20 protein-coding genes are annotated in these 23,649 nt (G+C 73.1%); 10 read left to right on the forward strand and 10 right to left on the reverse strand.

Translation table 11 applies throughout. The features are described from left to right. The first annotated feature begins 106 nt into the window (after window positions 1-106). Together ACH4E8_RS07230 and ACH4E8_RS07235 are read left to right on the forward strand one after the other, a co-directional pair. Window positions 107-844 carry an enoyl-CoA hydratase family protein gene (locus ACH4E8_RS07230; protein ID WP_398445216.1) on the forward strand — a complete coding sequence of 246 codons (738 nt, stop codon included), beginning with the start codon at window positions 107-109 and terminating at the stop codon, window positions 842-844. After that, window positions 832-1,425, forward strand: coding sequence for a TetR/AcrR family transcriptional regulator (locus ACH4E8_RS07235; protein ID WP_398445218.1), 594 nt, complete (start codon window positions 832-834; stop codon window positions 1,423-1,425). Before ACH4E8_RS07230 ends, ACH4E8_RS07235 begins: the two co-directional genes overlap by 13 nt. A 24-nt stretch (window positions 1,426-1,449) precedes the next feature. On the opposite strand, the gene ACH4E8_RS07240 is transcribed toward ACH4E8_RS07235, so the two are convergent. Further along, window positions 1,450-2,556 (reverse strand): citrate synthase 2, encoded by a 1,107-nt coding sequence (locus ACH4E8_RS07240; protein ID WP_398445220.1) that lies wholly within the window; start codon window positions 2,554-2,556, stop codon window positions 1,450-1,452. Between the two features lie 464 nt (window positions 2,557-3,020). Here ACH4E8_RS07240 and pdxH point away from each other — a divergent pair, with 464 nt between their 5' ends. Continuing rightward, complete coding sequence (pdxH, locus tag ACH4E8_RS07245) at window positions 3,021-3,665, forward strand: pyridoxamine 5'-phosphate oxidase (RefSeq protein ID WP_398446067.1); 645 nt, start codon at window positions 3,021-3,023, stop codon at window positions 3,663-3,665. A gap of 302 nt (window positions 3,666-3,967) precedes the next feature. On the opposite strand, the gene thrS is transcribed toward pdxH, so the two are convergent. After that, window positions 3,968-5,233 carry a threonine--tRNA ligase gene (gene thrS, locus ACH4E8_RS07250; protein ID WP_398445222.1) on the reverse strand — a complete coding sequence of 422 codons (1,266 nt, stop codon included), beginning with the start codon at window positions 5,231-5,233 and terminating at the stop codon, window positions 3,968-3,970. Window positions 5,234-6,067: 834 nt separating this feature from the next. Continuing rightward, window positions 6,068-6,826, reverse strand: a complete 759-nt coding sequence (locus ACH4E8_RS07255) for an SIS domain-containing protein (RefSeq protein WP_398445223.1) — start codon at window positions 6,824-6,826, stop codon at window positions 6,068-6,070. A 267-nt stretch (window positions 6,827-7,093) separates the two neighbouring features. On the opposite strand from ACH4E8_RS07255, the gene ACH4E8_RS07260 reads away from it, so the two are divergent. Both ACH4E8_RS07260 and ACH4E8_RS07265 read left to right on the forward strand, forming a co-directional pair. Then, complete coding sequence (locus ACH4E8_RS07260) at window positions 7,094-7,786, forward strand: metal-dependent transcriptional regulator (protein WP_398445225.1); 693 nt, start codon at window positions 7,094-7,096, stop codon at window positions 7,784-7,786. A 756-nt stretch (window positions 7,787-8,542) separates the two neighbouring features. Further along, entirely contained in the window at window positions 8,543-9,460 is a 918-nt protein-coding gene (locus tag ACH4E8_RS07265) for an alpha/beta fold hydrolase (protein WP_398446069.1), read from the forward strand. A gap of 71 nt (window positions 9,461-9,531) precedes the next feature. On the opposite strand, the gene ACH4E8_RS07270 is transcribed toward ACH4E8_RS07265, so the two are convergent. Beyond that, on the reverse strand, window positions 9,532-10,212 hold the full coding sequence (locus ACH4E8_RS07270; RefSeq protein WP_398445227.1) for a GPP34 family phosphoprotein: 681 nt from the start codon (window positions 10,210-10,212) through the stop codon (window positions 9,532-9,534). Between the two features lie 162 nt (window positions 10,213-10,374). Here ACH4E8_RS07270 and ACH4E8_RS07275 point away from each other — a divergent pair, with 162 nt between their 5' ends. Then, window positions 10,375-11,268, forward strand: coding sequence for a GNAT family N-acetyltransferase (locus tag ACH4E8_RS07275; protein ID WP_398445229.1), 894 nt, complete (start codon window positions 10,375-10,377; stop codon window positions 11,266-11,268). 20 nt (window positions 11,269-11,288) lie between these two features. On the opposite strand, the gene ACH4E8_RS07280 is transcribed toward ACH4E8_RS07275, so the two are convergent. The 5 genes from ACH4E8_RS07280 to ACH4E8_RS07300 form a co-directional block, all read right to left on the reverse strand. Further along, entirely contained in the window at window positions 11,289-11,753 is a 465-nt protein-coding gene (locus tag ACH4E8_RS07280) for a subtilase-type protease inhibitor (RefSeq protein ID WP_398445231.1), read from the reverse strand. Window positions 11,754-12,171: 418 nt separating this feature from the next. Beyond that, a complete protein-coding gene (locus tag ACH4E8_RS07285) occupies window positions 12,172-13,092 on the reverse strand; it encodes a hypothetical protein (RefSeq protein ID WP_398445233.1) in 921 nt (306 codons plus the stop codon). A 22-nt stretch (window positions 13,093-13,114) separates the two neighbouring features. After that, window positions 13,115-14,800, reverse strand: coding sequence for a transporter (locus tag ACH4E8_RS07290; protein WP_398445235.1), 1,686 nt, complete (start codon window positions 14,798-14,800; stop codon window positions 13,115-13,117). After that, on the reverse strand, window positions 14,797-15,627 hold the full coding sequence (locus ACH4E8_RS07295) for an ABC transporter ATP-binding protein (protein ID WP_398445237.1): 831 nt from the start codon (window positions 15,625-15,627) through the stop codon (window positions 14,797-14,799). The genes ACH4E8_RS07290 and ACH4E8_RS07295 overlap by 4 nt, the downstream gene beginning before the upstream one ends. Before the next feature lie 271 nt (window positions 15,628-15,898). Beyond that, window positions 15,899-16,519 carry a bifunctional DNA primase/polymerase gene (locus tag ACH4E8_RS07300; protein ID WP_398445239.1) on the reverse strand — a complete coding sequence of 207 codons (621 nt, stop codon included), beginning with the start codon at window positions 16,517-16,519 and terminating at the stop codon, window positions 15,899-15,901. Between the two features lie 487 nt (window positions 16,520-17,006). Here ACH4E8_RS07300 and ACH4E8_RS07305 point away from each other — a divergent pair, with 487 nt between their 5' ends. Both ACH4E8_RS07305 and ACH4E8_RS07310 read left to right on the forward strand, forming a co-directional pair. After that, window positions 17,007-18,392 (forward strand): transcriptional regulator, encoded by a 1,386-nt coding sequence (locus ACH4E8_RS07305; protein WP_398445241.1) that lies wholly within the window; start codon window positions 17,007-17,009, stop codon window positions 18,390-18,392. A 249-nt stretch (window positions 18,393-18,641) separates the two neighbouring features. After that, window positions 18,642-20,492, forward strand: a complete 1,851-nt coding sequence (locus ACH4E8_RS07310; protein ID WP_398445242.1) for a hypothetical protein — start codon at window positions 18,642-18,644, stop codon at window positions 20,490-20,492. A 64-nt stretch (window positions 20,493-20,556) separates the two neighbouring features. On the opposite strand, the gene ACH4E8_RS07315 is transcribed toward ACH4E8_RS07310, so the two are convergent. Next, a complete protein-coding gene (locus ACH4E8_RS07315; RefSeq protein ID WP_398445244.1) occupies window positions 20,557-21,960 on the reverse strand; it encodes an ABC transporter substrate-binding protein in 1,404 nt (467 codons plus the stop codon). A 183-nt stretch (window positions 21,961-22,143) separates the two neighbouring features. On the opposite strand from ACH4E8_RS07315, the gene ACH4E8_RS07320 reads away from it, so the two are divergent. Both ACH4E8_RS07320 and purU read left to right on the forward strand, forming a co-directional pair. Then, on the forward strand, window positions 22,144-22,581 hold the full coding sequence (locus ACH4E8_RS07320) for a hypothetical protein (protein ID WP_398445246.1): 438 nt from the start codon (window positions 22,144-22,146) through the stop codon (window positions 22,579-22,581). 126 nt (window positions 22,582-22,707) lie between these two features. Then, window positions 22,708-23,559 (forward strand): formyltetrahydrofolate deformylase, encoded by an 852-nt coding sequence (purU, locus tag ACH4E8_RS07325; RefSeq protein WP_398445248.1) that lies wholly within the window; start codon window positions 22,708-22,710, stop codon window positions 23,557-23,559. Window positions 23,560-23,649: the final 90 nt, after the last annotated feature.

A 23,649-nucleotide genomic window follows, 5' to 3' on the forward strand; every position in this document is an offset into this window, starting at 1 on the left:
CCCAAGTCGTACTGACCCACGTCGTGCTGACGCGCGTCGCACTGATCCACGTCGTGGACCCACGTCGTGGACCCACGTTGTGCTGACCTGATGGACGGCGGGAGCCATGAGCCCACTGATCACTTCCGCGCACGAGCGCGGCATCACGACCCTCACCCTGAACTCGCCCGCGACCCGCAATGCCCTGTCGGCGCCGCTGGTCGACGCGCTGACGGGGGCGCTCGCGGAGTGCGGGCGGGACGACGGCGTACGGGCGGTCGTCCTCACCCACCAGGGCGGGGTGTTCAGCGCGGGCGCCGACCTGAAGGCCCCGCCGAGCCCGTACGCCTTCGTGGACCTGCTGCGGCGCGTCGTCGAGCTGCCGAAACCGGTGGTCGCCCGGGTCGCGGGGCGGGCGCGCGCGGGCGGCATCGGGCTGATCGGCGCGTGCGACGTCGCGGTGGCGTCGACGGCGTCCGACTTCGCCTTCACGGAGGTGCGCATCGGGGTCGCCCCGGCCGTGATCTCCCTCCCGCTGCTGCCCCGCCTCCAGCCGCGCGCGGCGGAGCACCTCTACCTGACGGGGGAGCGCTTCGACGCGGCGCGGGCCGTCCGGATCGGGCTGCTCACCCGCTGCGCCGACGACGTGGACGCGGCGCTCGCACCCGTACTGGCCGGCCTGCGCAAGGCGTCCCCGCAGGGGCTGGCCGCGGCGAAGCGACTGCTCACGACTAGGGTGCTGGAGACCTTCGACCGGGACGCCGAAGACCTGGTGCAGCGCTCCGCGTCGCTGTTCGCGTCGGCCGAGGCGCGCGAGGGGACGGCCGCCTTCCTCGAACGACGGGACCCCGCATGGGAGCTGTGACCCCCTCCCCCTCCACCGCGCCCAAGCAGGACCGCAGCCGCGCCACCCGGCAGCGGCTGCTGGAGGCGGCGGTGGCGTGCCTGGCCGAACACGGCTGGGCGGGCTCGACGGTCTCGGTGGTCGCCGAGCGCGCGGGAGTGTCGCGGGGCGCGGCCCAGCACCACTTCCCGACCCGCGAGGACCTGTTCACGGCCGCGGTCGAGTACGTCGCCGAGCAGCGCTCCCGGGCCCTCGCGGAACTCCCCTGCGACGACCGCACGACGGTCGTCACCGCCCTCGTCGACCTCTACACCGGCCCCCTGTTCCGCGCCGCGCTGCGCCTGTGGGTCGCCGCGTCGAACGAGGAGCACCTGCACGCCCGCGTCGCCGAACTGGAGTCCAGGCTCGGCCGCGAGACCCACCGCATCGCGGTGCGCCTCCTCGCCGTCGACGAGTCCCGCCCCGGCGCCCGCGAAACCGTCCAGGGCCTCCTGGACATGGCCCGCGGACTCGGCCTGGCCAACCTCCTGACGGACGACAGCGCCCGCCGGCAGGGTGTGGTCCGCCAGTGGGCGCTGATCTTGGACGAGGCGCTGGGGTGAGCGTGCCGGCCGGGCCGCTCGTACTCAGCCGGCCGTGACCGCCTGCTCGTACCCCTCGACCTCCCGCGGGTCCCGCGACGGCGGGCCCACGTACCGCGCCGACGGGCGGACCAGGCGGCCGGTGCGCTTCTGTTCCAGGATGTGGGCCGACCAGCCGGCCGTGCGGGCGCAGGTGAACATCGAGGTGAACATGTGCGCGGGGACCTCGGCGAAGTCCAGCACGATGGCCGCCCAGAACTCCACGTTCGTCGCCAGGACCCGGTCCGGGCGACGGTTGTGCAACTCCTCCAGCGCCGCCTTCTCCAACGCCTCCGCGACCTCGAAGCGCGGGGCCGCCAGCTCCTTCGCGGTGCGGCGCAGCACCCGGGCGCGGGGGTCCTCGGCCCGGTAGACGCGGTGGCCGAAGCCCATCAGCCGCTCGCCCCTGTCCAGCGCCTGCTTCACGTACGCCGTCGCGTCGCCCGTCCGCTCGATCTCCTCGATCATGCCGAGCACCCGGGAGGGCGCGCCGCCGTGCAGCGGCCCCGACATCGCGCCGACCGCGCCGGACAGCGCAGCCGCGACGTCCGCGCCGGTGGAGGCGATGACGCGGGCGGTGAAGGTGGACGCGTTCATGCCGTGTTCCGCCGCGGACGTCCAGTACGCGTCGACCGCCTTCACGTGCCGCGGGTCCGGCTCGCCGCGCCAGCGGACCATGAAGCGCTCGACCACCGAGTGAGCCTTGTCGATCTCGCTCTGCGGGACCATCGGCAGGCCCTGCCCCCTGGCACTCTGTGCCACGTACGACAGCGCCATGACGGCGGCCCGCGCCAGGTCGTCCCTCGCCTGCGCCGCGTCGATGTCCAGCAGCGGTTTCAGCCCCCACACGGGCGCCAGCATGGCCAGCGCGGACTGGACGTCGACCCGGATGTCGCCGGAGTGGACGGGGATGGGGAAGGGCTCGGCGGGCGGCAGCCCCGGCTCGAACGCGCCGTCGACCAGCAGCCCCCACACGTTCCCGAACGAGACGTGTCCGACGAGGTCCTCGATGTCGACGCCGCGGTAGCGCAGCGCGCCGCCTTCCTTGTCGGGCTCGGCGATCTCGGTCTCGAACGCCACGACTCCTTCGAGTCCAGGTACGAAGTCGGACATCAGGCGGCTCCTCACGATCATGACGCGTCGGGGGCGTACGACTGGTGGTCGGTCATCCCGGTGATGCCCCGTGCGATGGGTGGTCACCCGTTCGACGGGAGCGGAAAGCCGCCTCGGCTGCTGTGGGAGGGCAACAGGGGCAGCGGATCGATTCTGTACGGTTCCCACGGTCTCGCGCAGCGTGAGAACTGGCACAGCGTGCCATCGAGTGGTCTGAGGGTTGCGGACCTGCCACCGAGGGAAGAATGAGTGGCGCCGTTGCGCCGGAGGGCTCGCCGCCGGGTGCCGGTTGCCGGGGGCTCGGCGCTGGGTGCCGGTTTTGGCATATGCCGGGCGGCTGCCGGCCGTACGGCGGCCTACGGCAGGATGGCACCGTGACCGACCACGCCGCCGCTGCGAAAGCCGCCGCTCAAGCCGTCGCCCGGATCGCCGCGGCGACCGGCTCCGCGCCCGATCCCGCCGTGATGCGCGAGCAGTACCGCTCCACCCCGCTGCTGGACACGGAGCTGGCGCCCACGCCCATGGACCAGTTCGTCCGCTGGTTCCACGACGCCGTCACGGCCGGGCTGCACGAGCCGAACGCCATGGTCGTCGCCACGGCCACGCCCGACGGCCGGCCCTCCTCCCGCACGGTGCTGCTGAAGGAGTACGACAGCCGCGGCTTCGTCTTCTTCACCAACTACGAGTCCCGCAAGGGCCGGGAGATGGCCGCCAACCCGTACGTCTCGCTGCTCTTCCCCTGGCACCCGATCGCCCGCCAGGTCGTCGTCACGGGCACCGCGTCCCGGATCGGCCGGGACGAGACCGCCGCGTACTTCCGCAGCCGCCCGCACGGCTCGCAGCTCGGCGCGTGGGCGAGCCGCCAGTCGTCCGTGATCTCCTCCCGACAGGAACTGCTGGACGCCTTCGACGAGTTGGCCGACCGCTACCCGGCGGGGGAGCAGGTGCCGGCGCCGCCCCAGTGGGGCGGGATCCGGGTGGAACCGCAGACCGTCGAGTTCTGGCAGGGCCACCAGGACCGGCTGCACGACCGACTGCGCTACGTACGGATCGACGAAGGCGAGAGCGGCGGCGGGGAGGGCTGGCGGGTCGAGCGCCTGGCGCCCTGAGCGGCGCGGGGGTGAGGGCCACGGGCAAAAGCAGAACCCGCGGGCTCTGGTTCCTCCTGACGGAGGAGCCGGCCGGACGTACCGGCGAGCCCGCGGGTCGGTGACTGCTTGGAATTGCGGCAGGTGGCCTGCCGACTGCACAGAGTGCGACAGCAGGCCCTAGCCCGCAGTCACCTCACGCGTCCGGATTGCATACATCTGCCGAACCACCTCCTCTCTCGTGTGCGCCACACACTAGGAGGGTGCAGAAGGGCGCATCAAGCGCTTTTTTCGCGTCTCGCCTGCCATCGCCTTTCCGCAGGTCAGCGGCGTGCGTCCGGACCGTCCCCGACCCAGAGCCCGGTGCCGCGCGCCGCGGCCACCCGCTCGATCCGCCCCACCGCCTCCCCGGCCGGCAGCGCGGCCACCTGCCGGCCGTCCCGCAGCCGCAGCGCCACCAAGTCGCCCGCGGCCTCCCGCGGGCCGACCACCGCCTGGTACGGCACCAGCCGCGCGGCGCGGATCCGCGCGCCGAGGGTGCCGCGGTCCGGCCCGACCGACTCCGCCCGCAGCCCCGCCTCCCGACAGCGCTCCACCAGCCTCGCGGCGACCTGCCCCTCCGCGTCGGTGACGGGCAGCGCGACGACCTGGACCGGCGCGAGCCAGACGGGGAACGCGCCGCCGTGCGCCTCGACGAGGTGCGCCACGGCCCGCTCCAGACTGCCCACGATCGACCGGTGGATCATCACCGGGCGATGCTTGGCGCCGTCCGCGCCGACGTACTCAAGACCGAACCGCTCGGGCTGGTGGAAGTCGATCTGCACGGTGGACAGGGTCGACTCGCGCCCGGCGGGGTCCGCGATCTGCACGTCCACCTTGGGCCCGTAGAACGCGGCCTCGCCCTCCACCGCCTCGTACGGCAGCCCGGAGCCGTCCAGCACCTCGGTCAGCAGGGCGACCGACCGCCGCCACGACTCGGGCGCGTCGACGTACTTGCCGCCCGGCCCCGGCAACGAGAGCCGGTAGCGGGCCGGCCGGATGCCCAGCGCTTCGTACGCGTCCCGGATCAGCCCCAGCGCCGCGGCCGCCTCGTCCACGACCTGCTCCATGGTGCAGAAGACGTGCGCGTCATTGAGCTGAATGGCCCGCACCCGGGTCAGCCCGCCCAGCACCCCGGACGGCTCGGAGCGGAACATGGTCCCCAACTCGGCCATCCGGACCGGGAGTTCCCGGTAGCTGTGCGCGCGGGAGCGGAACATCAGGGCGTGGTGCGGACAGAGGCTGGGCCGCAGCACGACCTGCTCGCCGCCGAGCTCCATCGGCGGGAACATGTCGGCGCTGTAGTGCGACCAGTGCCCGGAGATCTCGTACAGCTCGCGCTTGCCGAGCACGGGCGAGTACACGTGGCGGTACCCGGCCTTCCGCTCCACCTCGCGGACGTACTCCTCCAGTGCGTACCGCACGACGGCGCCGTCCGGCAGCCAGTACGGCAACCCCGCCCCCATCAGCGGATCGGTGTCGAACAGATCGAGCTCGCGCCCGATGCGCCGGTGGTCGTGGACGGTGGTTTCGGCATTCTCGGGATTCACGGCGGTCTCCTCGCTGCGCTTGCTGCGCCTGCTGGGGGAGCGAGTGACCACACGGCGAAGCCCCGGGGCACTCGCCCCGGGGCTTCGACTTCGTCAGCTGTCAGCGCGCCGGGACACTCTCCGGCGTCGTCGTGTACACGGCGGCACGCTGCATGCGCCCCACGCTAACAGCCGGCGCCCTACGGTGCGGGCTAGTTACTGCCGCCCGTCCGCGGCCCGCGTCCCTGAAACCCACTCGCCATAGCCCTGCGGGCTGCGTTGACGTCTGCGGACCGTGGGTGGCTGGTCGCGCAGTTCCTCCCCCTACGCCCAGGGGGCGTGGGGGACCCCCAGCGCCCCTAACCCTCCCTGCCTGGGCCCGCAGACGAAGCACTTGGGGCAGCGAAACAGGGGCGCGGGGAACTGCGCGACCAGCCCACCACCGGGCCGCGGAGACCAATGAACCGGTGGGACGACGGCGAGTGGGTTTTAGGGGCGCTGGGGTCCCCCCCCCACGCCCTCTGGGCGTAGGTGGGGGTACCCCCGTGCCCGCAGGGCACAGGGGGAGGAACTGTGCGACCAGCCCACCACCGGGCGGCGGGTAAACGGCTACGGCCAGCACATCAGGGGCGCGAGGAACTGCGCGAGTGCCCCACCACCGGGTCGCAGGTAGACGACTACGGCCAGCACACCAGGGGCGCTGGGGGTCCCCCCACGCCCCCTGGGCGTAGGGGGAGGAACTGCGCGACCAGCCACAGACGGCCCGCGGAGACCAATGCGCCCGCAGGGCCACGGCGAGCACGTCACCCCGCAAGCCAGCCCGCAGGGCGAACCGCAGGGCGAACCGCGGGGCGCTCAGGCGTGGCGGTAGAAGATGCGGGCGCGGTTCTCCGACATCACGCGGCCGTTCCACTCGTGGCCGCCGTCCACGTTCCCCGACCGCAGCAGCGGCGGCTCCACGCCCCGCTCCGCCAGCGTCTCCGCCGCCGCGGCCATCATCGCCTGCATCAGCGCGCTGGTGACGACCGTGGACGCGGGCGCGAAGGGCGCCTCGATCGCGTCGTGCGTGAGGACCGTGTCGCCGATGGCGATCTTGGAGTCGAGGACGACGTCGCAGTGGTCCTTCAGGAACGTGCCCGTGGTGTGCCGCGATGAGGTGGAGTCCGCGTACGCCACCGACGTCACTCCGATGACCTTCAGTCCCAGCGCCCGCGCGTTGAGGGCCATCTCCACCGGCAGGGCGTTGCGGCCCGACAGCGAGATGATGACGAGGGTGTCGCCGGCCTGTGCCGGGCTGGTGTCGAGGACGGCCGCGGCCAGCCCGTCGACGCGCTCCAGCGCGGAGCCCAGCGTCGCGGGGACGACGTCGACGCCGACGACGCCGGGGACGGCCAGCAGGTTCATCACGGCGAAGCCGCCGGCCCGGTAGACCACGTCCTGCGCGGCGAGCGAGGAGTGGCCGGCGCCGAAGGCGAACAGGCGGCCCCCGGCGGCCACGGTGTCCGCGATGACCTCCCCGGCCGCGGCGACGTTCTGCGCCTCCTCGTCGCGTACGCGCGCCAGCAGATCGATCGCCGCGTCGAAGAACTGACCTGCCAGCTTGCTCTCGCTCATCGCTGAGCCCTTTCGAGGAGGTGGGAAGCCCGGTGGCAGCACGCGGCGCGCACGCATGCGGTGCGTACACGTCCGGGTACGCGGACACCAGGGAACGCGCCGGGGAATGCCCGCGCCGTCGATCACGTTGCGGTCTGGACCATTGCCCTGTCAATACGGTCACCGGTCGCTCTTGAACGCCGGCTTCCGCGGTGACGGCACGGTTGTCAGTGGGATGCGTAAGAATTGAGTTCGGGGCCGCACCGCACGATTCTTCGAGGGGCACGAATGTCCGGACTGATCGACACCACGGAGATGTACCTCCGCACCATCCTTGAGCTCGAAGAGGAAGGTGTGGTTCCCATGCGCGCCCGCATCGCCGAGCGGCTCGACCAGAGCGGGCCGACGGTCAGTCAGACCGTGGCGCGAATGGAGCGCGACGGCCTCGTGACGGTCGCCGGGGACCGCCATCTGGAGCTCACGGAGGAGGGCCGGCGGCTGGCGACGCGCGTGATGCGCAAGCACCGGCTGGCCGAGTGCCTGCTCGTCGACGTGATCGGCCTGGAGTGGGAGCAGGTCCACGCCGAGGCGTGTCGCTGGGAGCACGTGATGAGCGAGGCGGTGGAGCGGCGCGTGCTGGAGCTGCTGCGCCACCCGACCGAGTCGCCGTACGGGAACCCGATCCCGGGCTTGGAGGAGCTGGGGGAGAAGGCGGAGGCGGATCCGTTCCTGGACGTCGGCATGGTCTCGCTCGCCGACCTCGACCCGGGCTCGGACGGCAAGACCGTGGTCGTCCGCCGGATCGGTGAGCCGATCCAGACCGACGCCCAGCTGATGTACACGCTGCGGCGGGCGGGCGTGCAGCCCGGCTCGGTGGTGAGCGTGACGGAGGCCGCGGGCGGCGTCCTGGTCGGCAGCGGCGGCGAGGCGGCGGAGCTGGACGCCGACGTCGCGTCGCACGTCTTCGTCGCCAAGCGCTGAGCCGCCTGCCGCCCGAGCCGTCTGCCGCCTGAGTAACCTGCCGCTTGAGCCGCCCGCCCGAGCCGCGGGCCTTGAGCTGCGGCCCCCGGGCTGCCCGTCTTGAGCCGTCGGTGCTGAGCCGAGCGCGCCCGGTGCCCTAGACGCACCGGGCGTGCTGCGTGCCTGCCGTACGGAGCCAGCGCGCCTCCCCCGCCGTACGTCGCCGCGAGGCGCACCGCGCACCCGCAGCCCCCTGTGCAGCGCCATCGCGTCACCTCATCGCGTCCGGGTCGCCTTGTCGTGGCTTTTTCCGTACGGAACTACAGCGTCTGCGCGCCGCGCGTGCCACGCTGGGGCGAGGCATATGACTCAGAGCCGTGGAGGGATCAGGCATATGCGCCCCTGGCACGCCCGGCGCACCCAGCGGCGCACTCACCTCGCCCCGGCCCACTCCCCTCACTCCTGGGGCGCGCTGCCGCTCCCGCGCCCCTCGCGTACCGCCTGGTGGGGCCCCGGCATCCGTGGATGCCGGGGCCCGTCCTCCCCTGTGCTGACCCGGAGCCCCGAGCTCTCAGGGTCATTCCCGTCGGACCGTCTTCCCCGAGCGGCCCGCCTCCCGCAAAAGATCTCCCCCGGCCACTCGGCGCCAACCCTCGCCCCCCGTCACACGAAGGTGGGGTGTTGTCCGCCGTTAGCCGGGCATGGGCCCGTGTTCGAATAACAGTTCGATAGGCTGGTCTTACTGGCCGTGCGGGAGGGATGGGGGGTGCCGGGTACGTGGTGCGGCGCATTGATGTGACCGGAGCGGATGGCGCACGCCTGGTCGCTTGGGAGTACGGCGCCCCGACGCCGCCGCCCGTCAGCGCGCCCGCGAACTCCGGCACGGCGCCCGGAGCGACCTCCGGGACGACCTCGGGCGCCGGCCGTGACCCCGGCGTATTACTGCTGCACGGGCTGATGGGCCGGGCCTCCCACTGGACCACCACCGCACGCTGGCTCTCCACCCGCCACCGCACCGTCGCCCTCGACCAGCGTGGCCACGGCCGTTCCGACCGGTCGGCGGACGGCCCGTTCACCCATGACGCGTACGTCGACGACGCCGAAGCCGCCGTCGAACAGCTCCGGCTCGGCCCGGTCAGCATCGTCGGCCACTCCATGGGCGCGCTCACCGCCTGGCGCCTCGCCGCCCGCCGCCCCGACCTGGTCCGCGCCCTGGTCATCAGCGACATGCGGGCCTCCCCGCTCGGCGCGGCCTCGCAACGCGTGTGGGAGAGCTGGGTCCGCGCCTGGCCGGTCCCGTTCGCCACGCTCGCGGACGCCCGCAAGTGGTTCGGCGAGGAGGACCCCCTGGTGGAGCGCCCCAGCCCGGTCCGCGGCGACTTCTACGCGGAGGTGATGGCCGAACGCCCCGACGGCTGGCGCCCGGTCTTCTCCCGCCGCCAACTCCTCAAGGTCCGCGAGACCTGGGTGCACGACGCCCACTGGGACGAACTCGCCCAGGTCCGCTGCCCCACGCTCGTGGTCCGCGGCCTGGACGGCGAACTGGGCCGCGCGGAGGCCCACGAGATGGTGCGCGTCCTCCCGCACGGCCGGTACGCCGAGGTCACCGACGCCGGCCATCTGATCCACTACGAACACCCCGCGGGCTGGCGCGCCGCGATCGAACCCTTCCTCGACGAGGTGGCCAGCGCCTGACCGTCGGCCACCCCGGGCGGTCCGCGGCCGTACGGAACGAACGAGCGGGCCAACCGTCGGCGGCCCGGCGGTCAGGTGCCGACGACGACCGAGGTGACCACGGCGGTGGTGATGATCGTCGTGAGGGCGAGCTGCGCCGCCTCGACGGCCCGTCGAACGGCCGGAGCCGCCCATCGGCCCTCCGCGATCTCGGCCATGGCGGCTTCGACCCGGGACTCGTCGTCGGTCGGGAAGGCCAGCCGGGCCAGCCCCGCGCCGTGCAGCAGGGCGATCAGGCTCGCCGTCCGCTCGTCCGGACTCGCGCCGCGCAGCACGGCGGCGGAAAGCCGCTCGCGCACCGCGGCCTCGACCGAACCGTCGGCCTCGGGGTAGCGGCGCACCGGGAAGAGCCCGAGGACCTTCTTCGTCTCCGCGCGGACCAGGCCCTTGTCCACCAGCCCCTTGCCCGCCGCGGCGACCGCGTCCTTCTTCAGGGCCTCGATCCAGTGGGCGACCTTGCCGGGCTTCTTCCGGGCGGTGACGGCGTCGAGCGCGGCCTCCAGATGCGGGGGACCGACAGGGGCCGGGCCGCTCTCCGCGGGGTCGGTCACCGAGACGACGCCGTCGGCGTCGATCGCGATCCGGCGGGCGAGCGCCAACTCCACCAGGGAGGCCGCCCCGATGGCCAGGGCGACCTTCGCGGACTCCCGTTCGACGCCTGACTCGTCGTCCAGCGACAGGAGCAGGAGCTGTTCGCCCAGAGTTGTTTCCATGCACATACAGACGCCGCGCGGCGCAGGAACGGTTGAGGGGAAGCCGTTCGCGCACCGGCCGTTCGGGTCGCGCACCGGTGGTTCCGGTCAACGGCGCGCCCCGGAGCTGCGCCATCTCCGCCCGCGCCGTGCCAAACGCACGCGTACGCGCGACCATGCCCCATGCGTCCGGACGACTGGCACCTCACCCAAGACCTGCACCACTTCCTCAGCCGCGCCCGTGGCTTCCTCCACGCGCGACCCGCCCTGCACACGCTCCCCCTGACCGTCACCGAGACGCTCCGTGCGCAGGGGGCGGACGCGTACGGGCCCGACGCGCCCGTCTTCGGTTGGTTGGAGCGGTCCGGGGAGGTGCGCGCCGCCTTCTTCCGCACCCCGCCCAGGAGGTTGACCCTCACCCCGCTCGACCCCGGGGGCGCGGAATCCCTCGCCGCCCTCCTGGCCGAACTCGCGCACCCGCTGCCGGGCGTCACCGCGGACCACGACACCGCCGTGCCCTTCGCCGCCGCCTGGCAACGGGCCACCGGGGTGACTGCGGTGCTTCAGGAGCGGCACCGGCTTTACCGGCTGGGCGAGTTGAGCCCGTCGCAGCCGCCGCCGGCCGGGCGCGGGAGGGTCGCGGGGGTGCGGGACCGGGACCTGCTGGTGCGCTGGTACCGGGAGTTCGGGGCCGCGATCGGACGGGGCGCTGGGCAGGCCCCCGGGACCTGGGCCGACGTCCGGATCGCCGACCGCAGGGTGACGCTCTGGGAGGGGCCGGACGGCACCCCCGCTGCCATGGCCGCGGTGTCCCCGATGGTCGCGGGCCAGGTCAGGGTGGCGCCCGTGTACACCCCGGCCCACCTGCGCGGCCTGGGGTACGCGGGTGCGGTGACGGCGGAGGCCGGCCGGGCGGCGCTCGCCGCGGGCGCGACGGACGTCGTCCTCTTCGCGGACCTCACGAACCCCACCAGCAACGGCCTCTACCGGCGGATCGGCTACCGCCCCGTCGCCGACTTCACGATGTACGACTTCACGACGGAACCGGAGCCGGAGCTGAAATCGGAGCCCGCCTGAGCCCGACTGAGCCCTGCGACTCAGAAGGAGAAGACGACGCCCAACGTCGCGGTCATCTCACAACCGTTGTTGTACGTCCCCGACCAGGCGACGCGCTCGCCCCGCCAGACGCCGTTCGCGCTCACCGTGACCGGGTCCCACTCGCGCGTGCAGAGGGTCTGCGGCAGTTCGGACGGCAGCGCGGCGAAGTCGCCGTCCACGGCGTTCAGTTCGCGACAGGCCGCCGCGGCGGACGGGTGCGTGCCCGTCGCCCGCGGCGCGCAGTCGAGGGTGACCGCGCGCTCCACCGTCGACGGCGCCGCCGACGTGCCCTTCGCGACGGTGAGGACGAGCGCGGAGGGTGCGTACAGGCTGCTCACGGCGGCAGGCGGGGCGGCCGGCCCGGCGACGGGCTGGGCGATCGGCTGGGCTACTGCGGTGCCCAGAGCCGTACCGCTCAACAGAAGTGCGGCGGCCGTGGCGATCGTGCTCCGCAGATGGCGCATGGAGGGACTCCTTCACTACGAGGGTTACGAGGGTGATGCGAGAGGTGCAACGGGTGCGAGGGGTGCGTGTGACGTGAGAGCCACCAGGCTTACCGGAGCCGCGAGTTCGCACGGGTTCGTTGGCTCATGCGCTGGTGGGGTTGTACGACTGCGGACAGGAGTCTTGCGTACGCACACAGTGAGCGCATGCGACTGCGCTGTTTTCCGGTCGCGCATCACTCGTTAGGGGTGACCGAATGGTCGTTCGGGCTGTTCGCTGCGGGTGTGGACGCCTCGTGCAAGGCGTCCAACATATGGACGATCACGGGTGGTCCAACCCGAAACAAACGCCTGAGCTGCACACTTGCTCAGGCGGTACGTTCCTTCAGCCACGCCGCTTCGACGGGAAACAGCCCCTCGCAGCGCACCGGCGCCCGGCTCAGGAGCCGAGCGGCTTCCGCATCTCCTCGCGCACCCGCACCGTCGCCTCCGCGACCTCCGCCAAGTCGACCGCGCTCGGCGTCATGCCCATCGACGCGGGGGTGACCATCGACACCGACGCGTTCGTGTTGTCGTCCGCCCAGGCGCACATGGGCATCGTCGCCCGGCCCGTGTCGCTCTGGTCGGCCACCAGGACCTGACAGCTGATCTTCACCTCGGAGCCCGCCGGCGTGACGTCCTTCGCCGGCACGGCCAGTTCGATGCCCTTCGCCGTCGCGCTGCCGCGGAGGATCGAGTCGCGGGCCCGGTCCGGGTCGCTGATCCGGCCGTGCAGCCCGGAGACCACGATGACGCCCGCCGCCTGCCCGTGCACCGAGGTGTACTGGGCGACGGTCGACCGGGCGTCCTTGATGATGTCCTCGCTCGTGCCCTTCAGCCGCTCCTGGTACTCCTTCGACATGTCGCCGGCCAGCTCGTACTTCCCGTCGAGCAGCGTGGAGGGCAGCGTGAGCTGGTGCTCGGCGGGCGGGTAGCCGTCCGACGGCCCGTCGTCGGAGCCGCCGCCCACGACGTTGTTGCCGTACCAGGACAGCAGCAGCAGACCGGCCACGGCGGCGAAGGCTATGAGGACGTTCCGGCCGGTCCGCTTCGGCGGGGGCGGCGGCGGGCCCTGGAACGGCACGCCCCAGGGTCCCGGCGCCGGCGCCTGGGCCTGGGCCTGCGTCGGCCAGGGCCCCGGAGCTCCGTACCCCTGCGGATGCGGGGGCTGTTGCCCGTACGCCCCCGACTGCCCGTACGCTCCCGGCTGTCCGTGCGCCTCGGGCCGGCCGTACGGCCCCGGTTGTCCGTACGGGCCGGGCTGTCCGTAGCCTCCCTGCGGGGGCTGCTGCGGCTGGTGCGGAGGCGGCGGCGTCGACATGAGCAGCAACCTACGCCACCCGCTACTTGCTGACCGCCGCCAGGATCTCCGGCAGTTCCCGGATCGTCGCCGGCGCCGCGAGCCGCAGCCCAGCCCACCCGACGAGCAGCCCGTACGCGGCACCGGCCGGCAGCACCGTCCACAGGTGTCCGTGCCCGTCCGTCAGGTGCAGCCAGACCGTCACGGCGATCAGCGGCGCGCACACCAGCGCGGAGACGACCGCGCCGCTGAGCAACGACGTCCAGGCCAGCGCCCCCTGCCCCGCCGCCACGTTCTTGTACGCGCTGTCCTGCGGGATCGTGTACGGGCGGCGGGCCGAGGCGAGCGCACCCGTGCCCACCATCGCGCCGAGCACCGCGAGCGACAGCCCCAGCGCCGACGGCAGGCCCTGCCAGTCGCCGACGAACGCCGCCACCGTCACGACCGCGACGACCGTGTACGGCAGCGCCACCAGCAGCAGCGCCAGGGCGCGCGCCCGCAACTCCTCGTAGGCGTCCCGCGGCGTGGCCAGCGTCTGCATGACCATCCAGAACGCCGAGGTGTCCTGGCCGAACTGGTTGTACATCTGGAAGCCGAGCATGCCGGTGGCGAACGATGCGAAATAGACCGACTCGACGCCCTGGGCGGCGTTGAAGATCGGAATCAACAGACCGATCGCCAACGTGCTGACCAGGCCCGCCTTGGTCTTCGGATCGCGCCAGAAGTAGCGCAGGCTGCGCTGCATCACGGCGGCCGTGCGGCCCCGCGGGAACAGCCGGTGCAGCAGGGCGGACTCCGTGGCGTCCGAGGACGAACGGGCCGCCCGGGCCCGCGGGCCGGCCGCCGCGATCGTGGAGCCGTCCGGGGACGTCATCAGCCTGCCGAGGCTCGCCCGCCACCAGGCCAACAGCCCGTACAGCGCCGCGGCCGACAGGGCGAGTTGGGCGACGGCCGTGCCGTACGAGCCCTCGCTCACCGAGTCGACGGCGCCGAGCGCCGACGCCGGCGGCACCCAGCGCACCACCGCGGCGGCCGGCTCCAGCGCGGACAGGTCCACGTCGGTCGAGCTGAGCCGCTGGAAGCCGAAGTTGACGAACTGGATGCCGACCGCGATCACCAGACCGCTCAGCAGCGCCAGGTCCCGGCCCCTGCGGGAGGTCAGCAGCCGGACGTTGGCCGCGGCGACGGCCCGCGCCAGCGTCACGCACACCAGCAGCGTCAGGGGTACGGCGACCAGGGCCGCGGCCCACGCGGCGGGGCCGTGCGCCAGTGCGATCACCGAGCCCAGCAGCACGCACAGCGTGAACAGCGGGCCGATGCCCACCAGCGACGCCGTGGTCAGCGCGGCCACCAGCGGCCGCGGCCGCAGCGGCAGCATCACCAGCCGCGTCGCGTCCAGCGTCTCGTCGCCGCTGGCGAAGAACAGCGGCATGACGGTCCAGCCGAGCGCCACCACCCCGGCGAACAGCACGGTGACGGCGGCGGCGTGGTCGTGGCCGCGCATCGCGGCGAGCCCGAGCAGTTGCAGCAGGGCGAAGAGGAGCGTCGCGACGAGGGCGGTGACGAAGGCGCGCTTGCGCTTGGTCGACTGGCGCAGGCCGTTGCGCAGCAGCGACAGCTTCAGCCGTACGAAGATCCCGGCGAGGGCGCCGGGGGCGAGCTCGCCCGTGCCCGCATCCGCGGTGCGCGTGCCCGTACCCGCAACTGTGGTCGAGGGCGCCGCGTTCATCGGGCCGCACCCGCGCCGCCGAGCCAGTCCAGGGACCCGCTCCGGTCGTGGTCCTGCGCGCCGACGAGTTCGAGGAAGGCGCTCTGCAACGACGGCGCAGCGCCGCGCACCTCAGCGAGCGGCCCCTGGGCGCGGATCCGGCCCTGCGCCAGCACGGCCACCCAGTCGCACAGCGACTCCACCAACTCCATCACGTGGCTGGAGAAGACGACGGTCGCGCCGGAGGCGGTGTAGCGCTCCAGCACGCCCCGGATGGTCTGCGCGGAGACCGGGTCGACGCCCTCGAAGGGCTCGTCGAGGAAGAGCACCTCGGGGTTGTGCAGCAGGGCGCAGGCGAGGCCGATCTTCTTGCGCATGCCGGTGGAGTAGTCGACGACGAGCTTGTGCTGCGAGCCCGCGAGGTCGAGCACGTCGAGGAGCTGGGTGGCGCGCTTGTCGACCTCGTCGCCCGGCAGCCCGCGCAGCCGGCCGTTGTACGCCAGCAGTTCGCGGCCCGACAGCCGCTCGAACATCCGCAGCCCCTCCGGCAGCACGCCGATGCGCGACTTCACCCGGACGGGGTCCCGCCACACGTCGTGCCCGGCGACCTGCACCCGGCCCTGGTCCGGCCGCAGCAGACCGGTCACCATCGACAGGGTCGTCGTCTTGCCGGCGCCGTTCGGGCCGACGAGGCCGATGAAGCGGCCGGCCGGCAGCGTCAGGTCGACGCCCGCCACGGCTATCTGTTCACCGAACCGCTTCCACAGTCCTTCGACGCGGACCGCGGGCGGCGCCGGGTGCGCTCCGCCCGTCCCCGCGGCCGCTGGGGCCGTCTGTTCGTCCGGCATGGTCCTGCTCCTTAGGGTCCCCGTGGTCACACGCGCCACAGCCACGACGTCCGGACCAGGTGCAGCCCGGTGGGCGTGAGGTGAAATGACTGTGTACGCGTCAGTACGGAACCACCCTAAACAGGGCGCTACCTGCGGTTTCCCGCCCCTCCCCCGATCATCCCCACAAACCCCCGCGTTCCCCTCGCCCCGCCCCGTGCAACTCCCGCCCTGCGCGTCGTCGTCGACGGCGCGCGGGGGTCAGGCCCGGCGGGTGTCAGCTCCGGCGGCGTCAGGCCCGGCGGGCGGCCCGCGTCGCCGCCGCGTCCCGCCCGCAGGCGTAGGCGAGCGGGCTGATCAACTCGTCGGCGTCCGGCAGCCAGCGGTTCTCCGCGGTGGGTCGGCGCACCCACTGCACCGCGCCGCGGGCCCCCACCCTGGTCGGCGGCGCCGCGATGTAGTGGCCCTGTCCGCGCGGCACCAGGTCGATGGCGCTCGGCGCCCACCCGAGGTCGCGCACGAGCGCGGGCGCCTTGGCCGCGCCGCCCGGCAGCACGAAGAAGGACATCCGGCGGTCGGGGGTGAGGGTGACCGGGCCGAGCGGGAGGTCCATCCGCTCCAGCCGGGCGAGGGCGAGGAAGCCGGCCGACTCGGGGAGTTCGAGGACGTCGAAGGTGCGGCCGGTGGGCATCAGCACGGAAGCCCTCGGCTGCTTGCCCCACAGCCGACGTGCACCGCTGGCGCTGCCGGTCGCCTGGTTCGCCCAGTCCGAGCGGGCCGGGTGGGCGCCGGGCGCCGCGCAGTCGGAGTCGCCGCACGAGCATTGTTCCGTGGTCCCGGCCGCCTCCAGCCACGTCCCCGGAAACACGTCCCAGTGCCGCTCCTCGGCGTACCGGACGGCGTGATCCAGCATCTGTTCACCCCGTTGTTGGGGGATTTGTGCGGCTTCTGTGACTCCGATGGTCTCTTCCACGACCCTCTCAACTCCCGCGGTCACCTGGGGTTACGGGCCTCCGACGGGCCGCCCCGGGGATCATGATCCCGCATATGGGGCGCATGGATGCACATACGGGGGCGCGCATGCACATGGTGCACCGAAGGGGGTATCCACAGACGAGGGGGCGGCTGTGCGGGGGTGCACGCCCTGCCGGGCGAAGTCGCCTGGTCGGCGGGGCGGAGTGCACGTATCCCGCGTGCTTCATTTCGAAGGGAAACAGACTCTTCCGACGGCTTCTTTCGGGGGGTCTTCCGGACTTCTGGGCTTCTGACCTTCCGGATGCATCCAGGATTCTGGAGAAACCCGACCAACTCTCTCTCAACTCTCTTAAGTCTGCATTCTCCGTATAACAGCCGAGCGGTGGTCAGTTCGTCGATCACCGCGGCTCTCAGGGGGTAGAACCATGGCAGCCAGACCGCTCGTCGCCCGCCAGCCCAACGAACGGCTGCAGGCACTCATCCAGGAAGCCGGGTGCTCGAACGCCGGGCTCGCGCGCCGCGTCAACATGGTCGGTGCGGAACGGGGGCTCGACCTGCGCTACGACAAGACGTCCGTGGCGCGTTGGCTGCGCGGCCAACAGCCGCGCGGGCGGGCCCCGGGAATCATCGCCGAGGCCCTTGGCCGCAAACTCGGCCGTACGGTCACGATCGACGAGATCGGCATGGCCAACGGCAAGAACCTCGCCTCGGGCGTCGGCCTCCAGTTCTCGCCGACCGTCCTCGGGGCGATCGAGCAGGTCAGCGAGTTGTGGCGGAGCGACGTCGGTCGCCGCGACTTCCTGTCCGGCGCGTCCGTCGCCGCGTCCGCGCTCGTCGAACCCAGCCGCGACTGGCTGATCACCGGCGCCGACGCACAGGTCGCGCGGAGCGCCGGCGCCCGGGTGGGCACCTCGGACGTCGAAGCCGTACGGGCGATGACGACCGCGCTCACCGAACTCGACCACCGCTTCGGCAGCGGCCACATCCGGCCCGTCGTCGTCCACTACCTCAACTCCGTCGTCTCCGGCCTGCTCTCCGGCTCGTACCGCGAGTCCGTGGGGCGCCAACTGTTCGCCGCGGTCGCCCGACTCACCGAACTCGCCGGCTACATGGCCGTCGACACCGGACAACCGGGGCTCGCCCAGCGCTACTACATCCAGGCGCTACGGCTCGCCCAGGCCGCTGACGACCGGGGCTACGGCGGATACGTCCTGGCCGCGTCCATGAGCCACCTCGCGGCCCAACTCGGCAATCCGCGGGAGATCGCCCAACTCGCCCGCGCCGCCCAGGAAGGCGCCCGCGGCCAGGTCACCCCGCGTGCCCAGGCGCTGTTCTACGCGGCCGAGGCGCGCGGCCACGCCCTGCTCGGCGACGCCCGCACCTGCCACTCCGTCGCCGGCAAGGCGCTGGCCGCGATGGAGCGCACCGACCCGAAGGAGGGCGACGACCCGGAGTGGATCGCCCACTTCGACGAGGCGTACCTCGCGGACGAACTGGCCCACTGCTACCGCGACCTGGGCCAGGCGGAGGCCGCCGCGCACCACGCGTCGAGCGCCCTCGACGGGCATCCGGAGGGGCGGGCGCGGCGGCGCGCCATCGGCTTCGTCCTGCTCGCCACCGCACAGGTGCAGCAGCGCGAGGTCGAGCAGGCGTGCCACACGGGCACCCGCGCCCTGGAGTTGATGGGGACGCTGCGCTCCAGCCGGGGCGCGGAGTACCTGGACGACCTGCAACAACGCCTGGAGCCCTACGCGTCGGAACCGTCGGTGCGCGAGTTCGGGGCGCGGCTGGAGCTACAGGCGGCGGCGTGAACGCGGGCCGCCGGCAAGGGCGTCGGGGGCGCCCCGTACCGGCGCGGCGGCGCCGTTCCCGTACGGCCCGAGCGGTCACCGTCGGGTGAGGGGGCGTCCAGCAGGTTGAACGGGGGGCATCAACAGCGTCTGGGGGCGGCGTTGCGTTACCGGCCCGCGCGGGGGAGCGGGGGTCTTGAACCACCCGGTAGCGTGAAGCGGCGGTTCCTCGGTTCCGAGGTTCCCCCGTCTTCACACGTAGGAGTTCCGGTGACGCAGAGCGGACACGGCGACGGGCAGCGGCATCCCGCTGCCCGTCCCGCGCACGAGGGCGTCGTGCTGCCCGCCGAGGGATCCGACCCCTGGATACCCGACACCCCGGCACCCCAGCAGCACACCACGCCGGCGAGCGGGGTGCCGTGGGGCGAGCCGTGGGGGCCGCAGGGCGGGGCGGGGCAGGCTCCGCCGCCATCCGCGCCGCCGACTACGGCGCCGGGCGCGGTGCCGCTGCCGCCCGAGGCGCCGCCGACGGGTGCGCATGCGGCTGCGCCGCATCAGGGCGGGCATCCGGCGACTCCGCATCGGGGCGGGCATCCGGCTGCGCCGCTACCGCCGGCCGGGCTTCCTCCGCAGGCCGCGGTGCCGGGGGCGTATCCGCCGGGCATGGGGCCGGAGGCGTATCCGCCGGGCGCGGTGCCGGGTGCGTACGCGTCACCGGTGAACCCGGAGCACCCGAACCCGGCACCGTACCCGCCCGCCGCGCACCCCGGCCCGCTGCCGCCCGTGGCCGGGGAACTCGTCGTACCTCCGCAGGCTCCTCCGGTCGGCCCGGGTGGCGGTGCGATGCCGCCGCCGGCGCAGCCGGGGCCACAGCCGTACGGCGCGGCGGACGCCACGCAGCTCATCCCGCCGATCGCGCCGGGCGCTCCCTTCGCGCCGGGCACGCCTTCCGGGTCGGGCACGCCTTCCGGGCCGGGGGCCGGTGACGCGACGCAGGTCATCGCGCCCGTCCCGGCCGGGCCGCCGCCGCCCGGCCCCGGCGCGCTGCCGCCGGAGCAGTCGTACGGCGCCGGCGCCGTGGACGCGACGCAGGTGATCCCACCCGTTCCTGCGGGCGGTGGTGACGCGACGCAGGTCATCCCGCCCGTACCGACCGGGCCCGCCGCGGACCCGCCCACCACCTTCCTCGGCACCGGACGGCTCGGGCAGCAGGGCCCGGGCCGCGGCGGGGAGTACGGAGCCGGGCGCGGTGCCGAGCCCGTGACGCAGCACCTGCCACCGGTCTCCGACGCGGCGGTGCCGGGGGAGTTCGACATGCTCTTCCGCGCGCAGGCGGAGTCCGGGGCGGGATGGGACGACGCTCGTCACGCACCCGGGGGCGCGCACGGCGGGCGCGGCGGGCGCGGCGGGCGTGCCTCGCGCGCCAACCGGGAGGACCGCGAGGAGCGGCGGCGCAAGTCGTCGCAACTCGCCGTCATGGGCGCGGTGATCGTCGCCTGCGCCGTCCTCGGGCTCGGGGTCAGCGCCGCGCTCTTCGGCCCGGGCGACGACGACGCGCCGAAGTCCACCGTCGACCGGAACGCCCCGCCGCCGTCCGCCCCCGCCGACGCCGGCACGCCGCCCCCTTCGCCGTCCGCGCCGTCGCCGTCCACCGCGGCCGCCGACCCGGTCAGGACGCAGGCCGTCGCGCTCGACAAGCTCCTCGCGGACAGCAACAGCAGCCGGGCCGCGGTGCTGCGCTCCGTCGAGAACATCAAGCAGTGCAAGGAACTCGACCGGGCGGCGTCCGACCTGCGCGCCGCCGCGAAGCAGCGCCGCGCCATGGTCACCCGGCTGGAGGGCGTGAGCGTCGACAAGCTGCCGCGCAACGCCGAGTTGACGGCCGCGCTCAAGCAGGCGTGGCAGTCGTCCGCCACCGCCGACGACCACTACGCGGCCTGGGCGACCCAGGTGAAGGGCAAGAAGGGCTGCAAGGACGACCGGGCCCGCAGCACCCGCAGCACGGTCGCGGCGAACCGCGCGAGCGGCGAGGCGACCAAGGCCAAGCGCCAGGCGGCCGGCTACTGGAACGCCATCGCCGCGACCCACGACCTGCCGCGCCGCTCCGGCGACCAACTCTGACGCCTCCTCGCACGTCCGGGGCGTCCGGGGCGTCCGGGGCGTTCGGAGGCGTCCAGGGGCGTCGTCAGTTCTTGCGCTGCGCCGAGAGGATCGCGTCGACGTTCACGAAGTCGGGCTCCTGGGCCACCAACCGCCCCTCGCGCACCACGTTGAACGTCACGTGCCGGTTGACCGCCCGCGGGAAGTCCGGCGTGCCCAACTTCGTCCCCCGGTCCCAGCGGAGCGTCGGCGTCACCCCGCCCGTCGACACCTCCAGGCCGTCCGCGAGGGTCTGCGACACCGCGTGCGCCGTGATCTCGTCCGCGTCGATCGCCTCGATCGTCGCGTTGAGGACGGTGTAGGCGATCCAGGTGGTCTGGGTGCCCACGTCCGTGGGGTCGACCCTGTTGTCCGCGAACGCGTGCTCGTCGATCACGTTCTTCATCTGGTTCCAGCGCGGGTCCGCAGCCGCCGGGTACCAGCCGGTGATGAACGCGCCCTCGAAGGGGCCCGAGCGCCCGCCCGTACGGTCGATGAGGGACTGCCCGACGCTGCCCACCACCGACGAGAGCGCGATGTCGCGCCCGTCGTCCGGGAGGCGGCGGAAGGAGTCCACGAACGTCTCGGTGCGGTCCCCGAGCGCCGTCGTCACGCACCCGGGCCGCTTGTCGTCGCTGGCTTCCGAGCCCTCCCCGGCCTTGGTGCGCGCCTGGTCGGCCTGGCGGGTGTACTCGGTCGCGTTGTCCGGTGCGAGGACGTCCACGGCCTCGCTGTGACCGCCCTGCGCGAGCCCCGCGTCGAGGAGTTCCGGCAGCTTGTCACCGGCGATGGAGTCCGGCCGGACGATCGCCACCCGGCGACAGGTGTCGGCGAGTTGGCGCCCCTGGCCGGCGAAGAGGGCGGCCGGCCCGCCGTTGACGGGGTAGGAGAGGAAGTTGGTGAACTCCTCCTCGGACGCGCCGAAGCCGCCGACGAAGGGGATCCCCGCGACCTGGAGCGGCGCCGTGAACGCCCTGCCGTGCTGGCTGTACGAGCCGACGACCGCGACCACGTCCTCCTCGACCGCCTGCCGCGCGCACTGGGACGCCCCTTCGGCGGTGTTCTTCTCGTTGCAGGTGACGACGGTGAGCCGATGGCCGTCGACGCCGCCGTTGGCGTTGACCCACCGGGCGTACGCCTTCGCCATGGCCGGCATCCCCGGCATGTTCGTGGCGTCCGTCCCCTCGGGGGCGAAGGTCATCACCTTCACCGGCTCGCGCGAGCCGCCGTCCAGACCGGGGAGCACGCCGCAGCCGGACGCCAGCAGCGCGGTGGCGACGGCCACGACCGCGGTCGCCGCGGCCCGGCGCCGTCCCGGGCGGGGCGCGGCCGTACGGGTCGGAGGCGTGCCGGCCCGAGACGTGCGGGCCTTGGAGGTACGGGCCGTACGGGCCCTCTGCGGACGGGGCGAGGTCTCACGGATGGCAGCGGTGCCGGGCCTGCTGGTCATGGTCCATCACGGTTCCGCTACCGCGGTAACGGAACCGTGAGCGATGCTGGCCGCGGGGTGTCGGACGGATGAACAGCCGGGGGGTGCGCGGGGCGCACGGAGCGGGAACGTACGATCGACGGCGTGGAGCAAGCCCCGGTCACCCCTTCCCGTCGCACCCGTCGCTCGTCCACCATGGGCGGTATGCCGTTGAATGACATGCCGTGGTGGCGCTGGCGCTGCAATGTGCGCTCGGCGTTGCACATGCTCTCCGCCCCCGCCTTCCACCAGGACGTCTGGCTGGCCGGGCAGGAGGGGTACGGCGACGTGACCGACGCCGTCTACCGCCTCGTCGAGGACACCTGGCTGGACAACTGGTCCGCCGAGAAGTACGTCGGCACGATCTTCCGCGACGCGAACGAGGCGGCGCTCGTGGACGCCGCAGTGCTGCGGGTGCTGCGGATCCTGCACCAGGTCGGCGCGGACGCCCACGTCTCGACGTACATGGAGCACCCGGGCTGGCCGGAGGCGGTCGCGGCGGCCCGCGAGGCCCACGTGTGCCTCGCGGCGAACGACGGCGACGCCGCGGACGAACCGCCGCGCTCGCTGGACGTGCTGCGGATCATGACGCGTACGGCGTAGGGGCGGCGCGCGGGCACTCGCGAGGTGCCGTGCTGTCGATTCGGTGGCTTTTGTCGGGAAATATTCCGCCTGTCCGCACGGCGGACGTGAACGCCTCCGCGACAGCCGGTGTGGCACCCTACGAGGATGACGGACCAGTACGTTCTGACGCTCTCCTGCCCGGACAAACAGGGCATCGTGCACGCCGTGTCGAGCTACCTCTTCATCACGGGCTGCAACATCGAGGACAGTCAGCAGTTCGGGGACCAGGACACGGGTCTGTTCTTCATGCGGGTGCACTTCTCCGCCGAGCCGCACGTGACCGTGGACAAGCTGCGGGCCAGCTTCGCCGCCGTCGGCGACGCCTTCCAGATGGACTGGCAGATCCACCTCGCCGACGAGCCCATGCGGGTCGTCCTGATGGTCAGCAAGTTCGGCCACTGCCTGAACGACCTGCTCTTCCGCTCCCGGATCGGCGCCCTGCCGGTCGAGATCGCCGCCGTGGTCTCCAACCACCGGGACTTCGCCGAGCTGGTCGGCTCGTACGGCATCCCCTTCCACCACATCCCGGTCACCAAGGACAACAAGGCCGAGGCCGAGGGCGCCCTGCTGGAGCTGGTGCGGGAGCTGGACGTCGAGCTGGTGGTGCTGGCCCGCTACATGCAGGTGCTCTCCGACGACCTGTGCAAGCAGCTCAGCGGCCGGATCATCAACATCCACCACTCCTTCCTGCCGAGCTTCAAGGGCGCCAAGCCCTACCACCAGGCGCACGCCCGCGGTGTGAAGCTGATCGGCGCGACGGCGCACTACGTCACCGCCGACCTCGACGAGGGCCCGATCATCGAGCAGGAGGTCGAACGGGTCGGCCACGACCTCACCCCCGAGCAGCTGGTGGCGGTGGGCCGGGACGTCGAGTGCCAGGCGCTGGCGCGCGCGGTGAAGTGGCACGCGGAACACCGCATCCTGCTGAACGGCAGCCGTACGGTCGTCTTCGCCTGACGGCACCGGCCCACGGCCTTCGGTCCTGCGGGTGGTGGGGGTGCCGCACATGGCGGGCGCAGCGCGCAGCGCGCAGGGTGCAGGACGTGG

This window comes from Streptomyces sp. NPDC017979 (genome assembly GCF_044328175.1).
In the GTDB taxonomy this organism is placed as follows: Bacteria; Actinomycetota; Actinomycetes; order Streptomycetales; family Streptomycetaceae; genus Streptomyces.

Coding starts and splice junctions, on each gene's coding strand:
- ACH4E8_RS07255 (WP_398445223.1), bottom strand. CDS start 6,826: ATGAGCGAGAGCAAGCTGGCAGGTCAGTTCTTCGACGCGGCGATCGAT.
- ACH4E8_RS07300 (WP_398445239.1), bottom strand. CDS start 16,519: ATGCTGGATCACGCCGTCCGGTACGCCGAGGAGCGGCACTGGGACGTG.
- ACH4E8_RS07275 (WP_398445229.1), top strand. CDS start 10,375: ATGCGTCCGGACGACTGGCACCTCACCCAAGACCTGCACCACTTCCTC.
- ACH4E8_RS07295 (WP_398445237.1), bottom strand. CDS start 15,627: ATGCCGGACGAACAGACGGCCCCAGCGGCCGCGGGGACGGGCGGAGCG.
- ACH4E8_RS07305 (WP_398445241.1), top strand. CDS start 17,007: ATGGCAGCCAGACCGCTCGTCGCCCGCCAGCCCAACGAACGGCTGCAG.
- pdxH (WP_398446067.1), top strand. CDS start 3,021: ATGCGCGAGCAGTACCGCTCCACCCCGCTGCTGGACACGGAGCTGGCG.
- ACH4E8_RS07230 (WP_398445216.1), top strand. CDS start 107: ATGAGCCCACTGATCACTTCCGCGCACGAGCGCGGCATCACGACCCTC.
- ACH4E8_RS07270 (WP_398445227.1), bottom strand. CDS start 10,212: ATGGAAACAACTCTGGGCGAACAGCTCCTGCTCCTGTCGCTGGACGAC.
- ACH4E8_RS07280 (WP_398445231.1), bottom strand. CDS start 11,753: ATGCGCCATCTGCGGAGCACGATCGCCACGGCCGCCGCACTTCTGTTG.
- ACH4E8_RS07285 (WP_398445233.1), bottom strand. CDS start 13,092: ATGTCGACGCCGCCGCCTCCGCACCAGCCGCAGCAGCCCCCGCAGGGA.
- ACH4E8_RS07290 (WP_398445235.1), bottom strand. CDS start 14,800: ATGAACGCGGCGCCCTCGACCACAGTTGCGGGTACGGGCACGCGCACC.
- ACH4E8_RS07315 (WP_398445244.1), bottom strand. CDS start 21,960: ATGACCAGCAGGCCCGGCACCGCTGCCATCCGTGAGACCTCGCCCCGT.
- ACH4E8_RS07235 (WP_398445218.1), top strand. CDS start 832: ATGGGAGCTGTGACCCCCTCCCCCTCCACCGCGCCCAAGCAGGACCGC.
- ACH4E8_RS07260 (WP_398445225.1), top strand. CDS start 7,094: ATGTCCGGACTGATCGACACCACGGAGATGTACCTCCGCACCATCCTT.
- ACH4E8_RS07240 (WP_398445220.1), bottom strand. CDS start 2,556: ATGTCCGACTTCGTACCTGGACTCGAAGGAGTCGTGGCGTTCGAGACC.
- ACH4E8_RS07320 (WP_398445246.1), top strand. CDS start 22,144: ATGCCGTTGAATGACATGCCGTGGTGGCGCTGGCGCTGCAATGTGCGC.
- purU (WP_398445248.1), top strand. CDS start 22,708: ATGACGGACCAGTACGTTCTGACGCTCTCCTGCCCGGACAAACAGGGC.